The organism is Candidatus Zixiibacteriota bacterium (genome assembly GCA_040753495.1).
Lineage (GTDB): Bacteria > Zixibacteria > MSB-5A5 > GN15 > PGXB01 > DYGG01.
Genome location: JBFMEF010000025.1, coordinates 1 through 12370, shown reverse-complemented (window position 1 = coordinate 12370; position 12370 = coordinate 1). Strand labels below are relative to the sequence as shown.

Annotated in this window: 10 protein-coding genes; 1 reads left to right on the top strand and 9 read right to left on the bottom strand. The window is 51.6% G+C overall.

Features of this window, described 5'->3' with window-relative positions; translation table 11 throughout:
• A partial coding sequence (locus AB1690_01490) for a GTPase (GenBank protein MEW6013973.1) occupies positions 1 to 346 on the bottom strand: 346 nt, incomplete at its 3' end.
• A 307-nt stretch (positions 347 to 653) separates the two neighbouring features.
• On the opposite strand from AB1690_01490, the gene AB1690_01485 reads away from it, so the two are divergent.
• The gene (locus AB1690_01485) at positions 654 to 2942 is read left to right on the top strand and encodes a FlgD immunoglobulin-like domain containing protein (GenBank protein ID MEW6013972.1); all 2289 of its coding nucleotides are present in this window, start codon (positions 654 to 656) and stop codon (positions 2940 to 2942) included.
• 63 nt (positions 2943 to 3005) lie between these two features.
• Here AB1690_01485 and AB1690_01480 read toward each other — a convergent pair whose 3' ends face one another.
• From AB1690_01480 to AB1690_01445, 8 genes are all read right to left on the bottom strand, one after another.
• Positions 3006 to 4172, bottom strand: coding sequence for a DegT/DnrJ/EryC1/StrS family aminotransferase (locus tag AB1690_01480; protein ID MEW6013971.1), 1167 nt, complete (start codon positions 4170 to 4172; stop codon positions 3006 to 3008).
• Entirely contained in the window at positions 4169 to 5230 is a 1062-nt protein-coding gene (locus AB1690_01475) for a glycosyltransferase (GenBank protein MEW6013970.1), read from the bottom strand. The genes AB1690_01480 and AB1690_01475 overlap by 4 nt, the downstream gene beginning before the upstream one ends.
• Positions 5223 to 6593 (bottom strand): O-antigen ligase family protein, encoded by a 1371-nt coding sequence (locus AB1690_01470; GenBank protein ID MEW6013969.1) that lies wholly within the window; start codon positions 6591 to 6593, stop codon positions 5223 to 5225. The genes AB1690_01475 and AB1690_01470 overlap by 8 nt, the downstream gene beginning before the upstream one ends.
• Positions 6590 to 8140 (bottom strand): lipid II flippase MurJ, encoded by a 1551-nt coding sequence (locus AB1690_01465; GenBank protein MEW6013968.1) that lies wholly within the window; start codon positions 8138 to 8140, stop codon positions 6590 to 6592. The genes AB1690_01470 and AB1690_01465 overlap by 4 nt, the downstream gene beginning before the upstream one ends.
• A 2-nt stretch (positions 8141 to 8142) precedes the next feature.
• The gene (gene wecB, locus AB1690_01460; protein ID MEW6013967.1) at positions 8143 to 9237 is read right to left on the bottom strand and encodes a UDP-N-acetylglucosamine 2-epimerase (non-hydrolyzing); all 1095 of its coding nucleotides are present in this window, start codon (positions 9235 to 9237) and stop codon (positions 8143 to 8145) included.
• Positions 9238 to 9275: 38 nt separating this feature from the next.
• Positions 9276 to 10376, bottom strand: a complete 1101-nt coding sequence (locus AB1690_01455) for a DegT/DnrJ/EryC1/StrS family aminotransferase (protein MEW6013966.1) — start codon at positions 10374 to 10376, stop codon at positions 9276 to 9278.
• Positions 10377 to 10379: 3 nt separating this feature from the next.
• Complete coding sequence (locus tag AB1690_01450; protein ID MEW6013965.1) at positions 10380 to 11138, bottom strand: acyltransferase; 759 nt, start codon at positions 11136 to 11138, stop codon at positions 10380 to 10382.
• Between the two features lie 19 nt (positions 11139 to 11157).
• The coding region (locus tag AB1690_01445; GenBank protein ID MEW6013964.1) for a Wzz/FepE/Etk N-terminal domain-containing protein at positions 11158 to 12370 on the bottom strand (1213 nt) is incomplete at its 5' end.

Below are 12370 nucleotides of genomic sequence, written 5' to 3'. Positions count from 1 at the left end.
TGAAAGGGTAATCGCCGATTAGCGGCTGGGCATGAGTCAATGTCGCCAACAGGGAGGATTTCCCCGAATTGGGCGGACCAATCATTATCACCTGCCCGGCGCCTTCTTTATCGATATGGTCGTGCGCCTCGACCGTTCGCGCCCCATGTTTTTTCTGCGGCGTTTCCAGCTGTTGACGAAGTTTCGAAATCTTGGCTTTTAGTTCCGCCTGAAGTTTATCAGTCCCCTTATGCTTTGGCATCATCGCCAAGAGCTCCTGCGCCAGGCGCAGTTTCTCTTTCGGGTCCTGTTCTTTCTTGAACTCTCTTTCGAGTTCGTAATACTGCGGCGGAAGATTGGCAGGCATATTAACCTCCGCTTAAATATTACCGCCCCAATGCCAATTTGACAAGCATTTATTCTCCAGAGATTCATTATCGAACGATATCCCTGTCGCCATCCATTAAAAGTTCTTGACAGCGCCGGCGCTGAGGCCTAAATTGAAATTGTCGGCGTAATTCATAAAAGTAAGTTTCACAGCCTAATACCGCCCCGTATTGAGGGGAGAGGGCGATGTATTTGAGCACAGGCAAATTTATCAGCGGTTTACCGCCGCCGCGAGAAGGATTATCGCTCTGTTAATCCTTACCCCATCTAACCTACAGGAGACAATTATGTTTAATCGTAAAGCATCTATATTTTGGCTCTTTACCGGGCTTATGGTTCTTGCAACATCGGCATCAGCTGTCCTTCTTGATGTTGACGACCCGAACCTGAAAGTCGACCTGGGCGAAGCGACCGTTTTTGTTCAAGGGACGGTCGGATCGGTGCCATCGATGACCGCCACCATTCCGCTCACCATTTGGTATGAAGGGACCCCGCCGACAAGCGACATGGGTCCGATGAGGTTCACCGTTCTATTTGACGAGTTCAAACTGGATTACCAGTCGGCTGCCAAAACCGCCAGCTGGGGCGGAAATTTCGATGCCACCCACAATCAGGTGGCCGGTCTTGATGAAATTGTCCTGGTATTTGGCGGCACCGGCGCTATTCCCACCACGCCGACCGTCTTCGCCAATCTGGTCTTCTTCGCCAACTGCCAGGAAGAGCATTCCGTCAATGAGCTCTCCTTCAAAGCCGACTGTGGGAACAGCCATATAGTGATTAATGGCGACTATTTCTGCTATACGCCCGAGGGATGGACCGGCGGCGCAGTCACAATCGACGATTATCAGGCGCACTTCGATATTCCTGAGGTCTCGGCCTTCCTGGGGCAGGATATTGTCGAAATACCGGTTACGGCTCAAACCAACTTCCGCATGTTCGGGTATCATCACAAGATTGAATTTGACCACTCGAAACTGGAATTTGTCGATTTTGTCCATAACCCTGACCTGCTTCCGGGCGGATGCTATGATGGTTACTGTTATCCGACAGACAACGGGACATATCTGGACATAACTATTATCAATAATGACGATGAGAACAACGTATTCGTCTATTACACTCCGGAACTGCCGACACCAACCTGGCTATACACAATTCGGTTTCGCGTGCTCGCGGCAGCCGACAACCAGACTATCCCTCTGACTTTTCTAACCGATGATATATTCTGCTGGCCTTACAATGCTAACAGCATCTTTCCGTACTGCGATATGCTTGTTGACCCGATAGATTTCAATTCGGGTAGTGTCATAATTCCAGATTATATGGCATCTTATAAATCATCCCCGATGGCGGGCAATATGATATCGCCCAATGGCACGGTTGAGTTCAATATCGGTCTGCAAAACAATTTCCCCGCCGGACTCAACCCCGGCACAAGCGGTCCCACGCCGGCAATACGGGTTAATTTTGATTTGGGTAGCAACTGGAACTATCCCAACAAGACCTGGGAATCTGACGATTTTCATTTTGCCTCGGTGACTTTTCAGAACGGCACTTTGCTCTCGTCATTTTTCCATACTTATGACGCCACCAAAACCAACTGGCGCGATGCCGCTCCTGAATTCAGAGACCTGTTTAAAGTGGCTTTCCAATACACCGGCGCCGGTCCTGCGACATATCTCAACCGCTATACCACCCTGCCTTTCACCGTCAATTATTACGACGGTTTCAATCTCTTTCCGGCTCGGGTGGTGGATACCTCGGTCAGTGTGACTCTTGAGTACGGCAGCGGACTGAACTGGACCAGTGAACCGGTCGAGTTCAAAGTGGGAGAATTCCAGGTTCCCAACGCCAGCAACAGCGGCTCCTATAATGTGACTCACGTGCTCTCCATTCGCAATAATTTCCCGCTTGATGAATTTTCCGTTAAAGTCAATGTCGGCAACAATCACACCATTTCATCGGTGACACCCTATCTCGGTCTCAATGTTGGGGTAGAGTATATCACCTCCAGACAGAGACGGATTTATTCCACCAGCGGGTTTAATCTTCCTCCGAATGGAAATGAATATACCCCGATTGCCACAATCACCTACCATTCGGTTGCAGATTGCTTCAAACCCAGCGTAACCATGACTTCTTCCTATGTCACTTTCACAGAACCGATAATGAAACAGAACGGGGTGAGCCAGTTTACGGTTTTGACCGGCGCCCGTGTCAGCAGCAAATGCCACGGAACCGAACCGCCCCCGCCTATCGAGAATCCGGTAGTAAAGGAAGAAACCGAACTCATTCCGATTACCTACCGCCTGTACCAGAATCATCCCAATCCCTTTAATCCTGAGACGATAATATCATTCGATGTTCCGAAGGCGTCTCATGTAAAATTGACAATCCTGAATATCCTCGGCCAGCAAGTGGCGGTGCTTGTTGACGAGTATAAGACGGCCGGCAAACATCAGGTTACCTGGCGCGGCACCGATCAAAGTGGCGCGGCGGTCTCATCGGGAATCTACCTTGCCATAATGCAATCGGGCGAGTACGCGCGAAGTATTAAGATGTCACTTATGAAATGAGTTGAGGAGACTCTCATCAAGAGGGCTGTCTTTCATCCTGAGGCAGCCCTCATACTTTTCCGTTTACCGACAAAATTTGCGGCAGAGCTCCGCGATTCTTTCCGAAACATAGTCAACTTCCCCGAAAGCGAGGTCGGGATAGAACGGAAGCGATATCACTCTCTGGTAGGCGCTCTCCGTGGCGGAAAAATCTGAGATTTTCAGCTTCAGATGCTTCCGAAAGTAACTGAATCTGTAAATCGGTATGAAATGGACGCCGCACCCTATCCCTCGTTTTTCCAGCTCGCTGATGAAGCGGTCCCGCGTTATCCGCAATCTCTCCGGGATAATCTTTATAATGAACAGATGCCAGCCGTGACGGCTCCTCGCGTCAATATATGGTGTCTCTATGAACGCCCCGAGTCTGGAGAGGTTTTCTATATATCGCTTGGCGAGCATTTCGCGCTTTTTTTGCATCTCTCCGAACCGTGTCAGTTGCCCCAGACCGAGTCCGGCCGCCAAATCGGACAGATTATATTTGTAGCCCAGTTCTACGATATCATATTTCCAACCGCCACCGGCGTACCGCTTCCAGCCGGAGGAGGTCATGCCATGCAGCGAGAGCAACCGCGCTCTTGACGCCAATATTTTGCTATCGGTGACTACCATTCCCCCTTCGCCGGTGGTGATATTTTTAGTGGAATAGAAAGAAAAGACGGTAGCGTCACACCACGAGCCAACCGGTTTGCTCTGGAACTGCGCCCCCAGCGAATGGGCGGCATCTTCGATAAGCAGGACCTTTCTCTGTCGCGCGATTTTCAGCAGGGCGTCATAGTCGCAAGGAAGTCCCGCGATATCGACCGGGATAATTGCTTCTGTTCGGCGGGAGATTCTCTTTGCGACCTGCGCCGGGTCAATGTTCAATGTAAGCGGGTCGATTTCCGCGAATACCGGTGTGGCGCCGGTATAGAGAATCGCTTCGACCGTCGCCGCCATGGTGTACGGCGAGGTTATCACCTCATCTCCAGTTCCGATGCCGGCCGCTTTTAGGGAAAGATGAAGTCCCGCCGTGGCGGAGGAGACCGCGATGGCATACCGGGCATGCACCAGTTTCTTTATCTTCTCTTCCAGGGCGCGGGCGGTCGGACCGGAGGTCACCCAGCCCGATTCAATTACTCTCGACACCGCCCTCTTCTCAGGCGTTCCCAGCCGGAGTCGGAAGAACGGCACCTTCGATATTCTTCGCTTCATTGGCTTTTCATCAAACTGTTGTAGATTTCAATCATCTGCTTGATATTATCGTCCCAGCGATAGTTTTCCGCCACAAATTTTCGCCCGGCGTTACCCAATTTTTCCCGTAAGGAAGCGTCTGCCGCCAGTTTAACAATCGCCTCTGCCAGACGTTCCGGACTCTCCGGCGGTACCAGAAGACCTGTTGCGCCGTCAATTACCACCTCCGGAATCCCCCCGACAGCGGAGGCGATTACCGGAATTCCCGCCGCTGATGCCTCCAAAGCCGCTACCCCGAATGATTCCTGTCGCGACGGCATTACCATAAGGTCATGTTCGGCAAGCAATCTGAATGTCCGGTAGTGCTCTATGAATCCCGGAAAAGATACCGCTTCCTTTAGACCAAGTTCTTCTGCCAGAGAGCGCAGCTGCGGCGTCATACGCCCTCGTCCTGCCATGGTCAGCCGAAGCGTCGGCATTGAATCCAGTGCCAGTCTCATTGCCCGAAGAAGAATATCCGGGCCATAGATGCTCTCATGTCCTTTCAGATAGATGAGCTTTACAGTTTCATCAGGAGAACGAGGGATTACTAATTCAGGTAGCTGTACACCAAAGGGGACATTACAAACCATCTCTTTCCTGTTCGGAATCAGTTCCGCCATTGCCCGGCATAAGAATTTTCCGGTGGCGGTCAGGCAGTCGGCTGAAAGCAGTATCTTCTTCAAGATCGCCCGGAGAATGAAATTGGAGGGGAAAGCAAGGATGTCGCTTCCCCAGATAGTTATTATATGGGGATGAAAACCGCTGGCGGCCCCCCAGAGCCCGTAGCCGGTAGCGTAATGGCTGTGAAGAATATCCGGCCGGAGGCTTTTTATCAGCCGCTTCACTTTCATAAGATTGGTGATATAAGATAACCTTCGAAATTTTCCCGACTCAACAATGATAGTATTGATTCCTTCAATCGGCGCGCCACCCAACGAAATGAGATGAACCTCAAATCCGGCCTTGGCAATACCGGTAGCCCAGCGGATAATATGCACCGAGGAAGCATTTCCGAGTATTACAACGCGCTTAGCCATTTGAAATGGAGTTGTAATATTTGGCAGTCAAGGCGATAAAGAGCGGCGCCAGAAATGCCGAATGACCCCACATCCAGCCATTCAGATAAAAGAGCGCCGCAAAAATAGTCAGCCCGGCCCCCAGCAAGGCGTACGACACCGAAAGGTCTCCTTTCGGTTGCGCCGGTCGATTTATCTTGAGCGCCGTACGGAAATTCTTAAGATAGATGGAGACCATGGCAAGCGCCCCCAGAAGCCCGGTCTCGGCAAGATAATGGAGAAATATATTATGGGAGGAATAGCCGGTCACATAATATCGCGCCGGGTCGAATTTTAAGGAGGGAATAATGCTGTCGATATATCTGTAATTTCCGGGACCGATGCCGGTCAAGGGGTCGCTTAGAAATGCCACCAGAGCCGCTTTCCAGAGCGATACCCGCAGCCAGACGGTTCCGGTATCGATATCGGCAAGGGTTCGAAACCGTTCTCCTACGTCGCGAAATAAATCGGAGAAGAGAACTATTATTGCCGCCATCACCCCCACTCCCAAAAGTATCAGCCGCGCCTTGCGCTTTACCGGCAGATTCCCCTGCCGGTCAGCTTTTCGATGAGAAACAACTACCACCACCAACCCTACCCAGACGACTGTGATAAGGGGAGCGCGCGACTGCGTGGCAATCATTCCGAAAAGAACGACAATTGTAGCAAAACCAAAGAACAATGCATTCCGTGATGACTTTCCCCAGAGATATCCGGCTATCCCGACCGGCGCAAATAGCATGGCGATATCATTGAAGTAGACATTGGCGCTTCCAAAAACCCGGTAACTTCCGCCGGTGGAAACAAAGGTCGCAACATTGACAGCGGCATGCGCCAGAAGAAGCAGAAAGCCGAATCTAAGGAAGTGTCCGATATCTTTGGAATTTACGGAATTATATATCGCGATTATTATCGGAATCTGGAAAATTACCCGCAGGATAGGCTTGATACTGTACTCCGGATGGTAGGCAAAAACGGCGCTGAAGACCATCAGGCATATCAGAACTAAGAAGTAATTGATTATCCCCGGGACCTTCATGACCGAATTTCCTTTGAGAAGAAAATCGATGGCATAAGAGGCAAGCAAGAGAAGTGTTACCAGGTCCAATAAGAGCACCGTGGAGCCGGGAAGCGGATAATAGTGAACAAACAGCGTGAAAATATAGAGGTATAGCGAGAGTCGGGGGTACGCCGCCAGTACAAACGCCGCCGGTATCATGGAAGCCAGCAGAGCCGGTACCGCCCTGTCGGCGGCAAGCAGAATCGCGGCGGCGCACAAAAATATCATTATGGCGCCGACAAAAAAGGGACCAAGAGCAGTCCGCAGACCGAATATCTCTTTCATCGCGTTTTCCTGCCTGCCAAAATCAGCTCCCATATCTTCGACGTCTCCGGCATCCTTACCGCCTTACCGACAATTAAGAATAAGATAACTGCAATCAGCATCGCCGGCAAGATACGGTATCGGTAGAGAACACTGCTTATAACCTCTCCTGTAAAAATCTGATGATAGAGTATCGCCAAGAGTATTATCGGCAGCGATGCCAGTATTGTCTTAATGATTACGCCTCTCAAAGACCTATCAGGTTTAATTTTTCTGTCGGCAACAAGGACAGCAAACAAAGCGGCAACGGTTGCTGTCTGCACCAGGGAACTGGATAGCGGAATGCCGATAAATCCCCATCTATCGGCGAGCAATCCGGTCAAAACAAATTTGGTAATCATTGAAGTAACGGCAATGACCAGCACCGTCTTCTGCCTGCCGGAAGCATAACAGGCTTGAATAAGAACCGCATACAGAAAAACGGACAGAAGATATGGCGCCAGATAGACCAGTATGCGGGATGTCATATCCAGCGAATCCTTCTCGAAAGCGCCGCGATAGAACACTGCCGTAACCAGCTCCCGTGAAAAAAGTCCGTAAAAGAGCGCACAGGGAATACCCAGTGCAAGAAGCAGGCGAAGAGTCGTCTTGAGGAGACTTGAAAACGATTCCGCCGCTTCACTCGAGGCTCTTTCGCTCAAGAACGGAAAGGTAACCGCAGTCACGGCAAAAGCGATTATATTGACCGGGAGCATCACCAGCATGCTGCAATAATTCAGCGCCGAGACAACGCCGCTCTCCATACCGGAGGCAAAATAGCGGTCTATCAGGAAGTAGGTCCGCGAAAAGATTTCCACCGCGATGACAGCAAATCCCACGGCGACAATTTTCCGAAAATCTTCACCGAAGAATTCCGCTTTGATTCGCGTTACTCCCTTGGGTCCCGCCAGTTTCAGCAAAAGATAGAGCACTTGAAGAAAGGCGCCGCTTAATAAACCCACCACTATCGCCATGACCGAGAGTTGCCCCGAGAAGAAATAAATAACGGCAATGGCGATGACGTTCATTACCACCGTGCCGGCGGCGGGATAGAGGAAGTTCTTTTCAATGTTCAGCGCCGAGCGAAGATATGATTCCGAGAAACCGAGGACTATCAGCAGAGCGAACAACCGGCAATAAAGCTCTGCCTGCGGATAACTTTCCGGCGCAATCTGAGGGGCTATCATCCGCACCAGAAACGGCGCAAGCAATATCACTGCCAGGGTTAGAGCAAATGAGATTACCAGAAGTGTGGAATAAATTCTCCAGAGAGCGCGGCTATATGCCCCGGAATCGGTGGCGCCTTTTATTCCGGTCAGCGACGGTACAATAAGCAGGTTAGTGGAATTCACCAGGACCAGATTAATGAAAACAGGTGCGGCCATTCCCAGCAGAAGAAGGTCATATTCCCAGGAGGTGCCGAAGCGGTCGGCTATTACCATCTCGCGGGCAAATCCCAGAAGTTTCGATATTACAACTATTCCCGTAACCCCGAAAATCGCCTGTCCTATGCGCGATTCCTGAGCCAAGGTCAGAGCGCTCCCAGAAATTTTCGGAGCGCCAATGAAATTATCTCCGAAGGTTCCCGCCCCTTAATGCGATGGCTCCGTCCCGATTTGACCTGTGGCAGATGACACAGGCGGGAGACGATTTTGCTTTGCGACAGGCCTGCCAGAAAATTCCCCTGCTTCAGAGTCTCCGGCCATTCTGTTTCTTCCCTCAAAGTGATGCAGGGGGTTCCAACAAAGGCGGCTTCTTTCTGCATGCCGCCGGAGTCGGTCAAAACCGCCCGGGCATGCCTGATGAGCGACAGGTTATCCAGATACGAAAGCGGTTCGGCGACGGTCAGATGCTTAATAGCCGCAAGTTGACGCCATAAGCCGAATTTTTTAAGATTGGAAACTGTCCGGGGATGAACCGGGAAGACAATCTTTTCATTAAGGGCGGCAAGGAGGGAGACGATGGTTTTCAGATTCTCTATCCGGTCGCTGTTGGCGGCGCGATGGACGGTAACAAGAAGGAATCGCCCCGCTTCCAGCCCGAATCGCTTTAGCGCGGCACGCGACCTTTTCGCATCATCGACTCGCGTTGCAATCAACTCATACATCAAGTCGCCCGCGTGCACTACTCCTTCTTTAATTCCTTCTTTCTTGAGATTATCAAGCGCCGTTTCGGTCGGACAAAAAAGCAGAGAGGAGACCTGGTCGGTGAGGCGGCGGTTAATCTCTTCGGGCATGTCGAGGCGGTTGGAGCGCAGTCCCGCTTCGATATGCCCTACCGGAATCTGCAATTTTGCCGCGGTCAGCGCTCCCGCCAAGGTGCTGTTGGTATCGCCATATACCAGAATGATATCAGGTTGAAGTCGACCCAGCAATTTTTCCAGCCTAATCATAATATTGGCCGTCATTAAGGCATGCGACCCGGAACCGACATCCAGGTTATACTTCGGCTTGGGGAGATGTAACTCGCGGAAAAAAACCTGCGACATATCATAATCATAATGCTGCCCGGTATGAACAATGATATGATGGAATCGGCGCGAAAGTACCGGCGCCAGCGGCGCCAGTTTAATAAACTGAGGCCGGGCGCCCACCACGGAAAAGATGAGCGGTTTCTTTGACAGCATTCGTTGCCCTCCGATTCTTTGCAATCGCATGAAATCGGTCAGCCCGATATCGATTTCACCACCGCAATCACTTCTTCCTGCTCTTCCGCGGTCAACTCCGGAAAAATCGGAAGCGACACCACCGATGCCGATGCCTTGGAAGTCAGCGGGAATTCGTCCGGCTTGTACCCCAGGTCTTTAAAGCAGTCCTGCAAATGAAACGGAACCGGGTAATAGATTTCATGCCCAATCTTCTTTTCCTTCAATACCCGCATCAGCTCGTCACGGTTCTCCACGGCGATGGTATATTGGTTGTAAATATGATAGGCGTAGTCTTTGGCGACCGGGGTCTTAACTGCGGTTCCCTGAAACGCTTTGTCATACAGGGCGGCGTTTTTCCGGCGCCCTTCGGTCCAACGAGGCAAATAATCGAGCTTTACCAGAAGCACCGCCGCCTGAAGCGTATCCAGGCGGGAATTATACCCAATGACGCGATGATAATATTTCGGTTTGGCGCCGTGAAATCTTAGAATCCGCACAAAGTCGGCGCGGTCATCATCACTGAGTGTCACCAGGCCGCCGTCGCCGGCGCCGCCGAGATTTTTGGTCGGAAAGAAGGAGAAACAGCCGTAATGCCCGATCGACCCGGCCTGACGATTCTTATAGCGGGCGCCGATTGCCTGCGCCGCATCTTCGATAACTTGAAGATTATGCTTTCGGGCTATTTGCATAATCGGGTCCATATCGGCGGTCTGTCCAAAAAGATGCACCGGCATGATTGCCTTTGTCCGCGAAGTAATGACCTTTTCAATGGCTCTTGGGTCGATATTATAGGTGTCCTCTTCGATATCAACGAAGACCGGCACTGCCCCCAGCCGCGATATGACGCCGGCCGAGGCAAAAAATGAAAAATCAGAAGTAATCACTTCATCGCCGGGACCCACACCGGCGGCACGCAACGCCAGCAGAAGAGCATCGGTGCCCGAGGCCACCCCAATCGCATATTTGCAGTCGCAAAAAATCGCCAGTCGGCTTTCCAGCTCCGTTACCTCCGGACCCAGAATAAACTGATTATGTTCAAAAACTCGCAGCACCGCCTGGTCTAATTTCTCTTTGATACTGCGGTACTGGCGCGATAAATCAAGCAGCGGAACCGCCATCGCTCACTCCTTCCATCCCTGATTTTCAAGCAACTGCTCTTTGGGCACATCCCGGAATACTTTCGCTGGCACCCCCGCCATTATCTTTTTATCCGGACAGTCTTGTGTCAGCACTGCCCCCGCCGCTATTAGACCATCGGCGCCGATAGTTTTTCCCGGAAGTATCGTGGCATTTACACCAATCCGCCCCCCTCTTCTTACGGTCACCCCTTTGAAGTGCTTAAACCGCTCCTCGGTTCTCCCGATGAAGTTGTCATTTGATGTCGCCACGCAGGGCGCCACAAAAACCCGGTCTTCCAATTCCGAATAGGCAGTTATATAGACATTGGTTTCCAGTTTGCAGTATCGTCCGATTCGGCAGAAATTCTCAATGGCGACCCCCCGACCGACAATGGTGAAATCACCGACGGAGACATTCTCTCTGACCGTGGAGAGGTCGGCAATCAGGACTTTGCGTCCGATTTGACATCCCCGATAGATAACCACGCCGGTGCCGATGATGCAGTCGGAGCCGATTTCGGCCGGAGGAAGCTGCTGCTCTTTGGTCACGGCCGAATTCGCCGCCCGCATCGGATGTTTGCCGATTACGGTACCGTCATCGATGCGGACATTGTCGCCGACTCTGGTTCCGTCGTGCAAGACCACGTTATTGCCGATTATGGAGCCGCGGCCTATTTCCACGCCGGCCCCGATTACCGAAAAGTTTCCCACCCGCACTCCCTCGGCAATACGGGCCGAGGAATCAATTATAGCATTCGACATATTTCCTCACCTGTGAATCTTAAGAGAAGTATTTGCGCACTCCCGGAATCCAGCCCAGAAGCGTATTGAAGAAAAGGGCGGCACGATGGTAATCCTCAGGCGCTTTTTTGCGCAGATTTTCCAGATAGTCCAATATCAGCGCGAAAAATATCGCCAGGATAAGCGCCAGCGCCGCCGCCACGGCGACAATTATTTTCTTCTGCGGACGATATGGAAGCTCCGGCGGATAAGCCGGGTCCAGCACCGATATTGTCGGGGTATCCATCTTCTCCTGTATCTTAGCCTGCTCGAACTGCTCGGTAAGAATCTGGAAAAGCGCTTCTGATACCTGCACCCGACTGGTAAGCTCCGCCAGTTGCCCTTTAAGCAAGGGAACTTCTGAAACGGGCAGATTAAGAAAGGAGCTATCCTTGGCGCCGAATTCGAGACTGCTTATCTGTTCACGAATCTGCTCTACCCGCCTTTTCAAGGTGATGACGTCGGGATGACTCGACGAGAGTGATTGCTCCTTGAGATTAAGCTCGATTTCATTCTCGGCCAGGGCGACTTTTAGATTGACCGCCGACTGAATGGCCAGTTGCGTCTGCTGGTCCAGGTCGATTGCCTTGTGCCGCGACTGAAAAACGCGGAGCGCCGAGCGGGCGGAATCAAGCTCGCGAGCAACTTCTATAAGCCGGTTGCCGATAAAATCGCGCGTTGTGCGGGCGCGCGCACTGGTCACTTCGCGGTTCAGACGGTCCAGTTCCGCCGCATAAGAGTTGGCGACATCCGCCGCCTTCTGCGGATTGCGGTCGGAGAACGATATTTCCAAGAGCCCCTCGTCGGTTACCCGGAAATCGGAGCGGTCTTCCAATCGGCTCAAAACATCCACTACCGACTTCATCCCGTAATGCTCTTTCAGCTTATTGGCTTCAATCACTCGGTCGGCGATACTGCGGCTCTTCAGAATTCTGGCATAGATGTCGGTGGGAGTCGCCCGCACCGGAAGCGCCAGTCCCGATGTGATTGAGACATAATCCTGAATTCCGGCCCCCTGTCCCAGCTTCAATTGCTCGTCCTTGGGCGGCAACAATAAAACGCGGGCCCGGTAATATTTCGGCAGAATGAAAGCCGTCACAGCTGACAGAATCGTAACGGTAAGAACAAAAATAACGATGAACTTTATCCGCAGCGCGATGATTTCGAGCAAACGCCAGAGGTTGAACTGGTTTTCATCCATACTATTCAGTCCG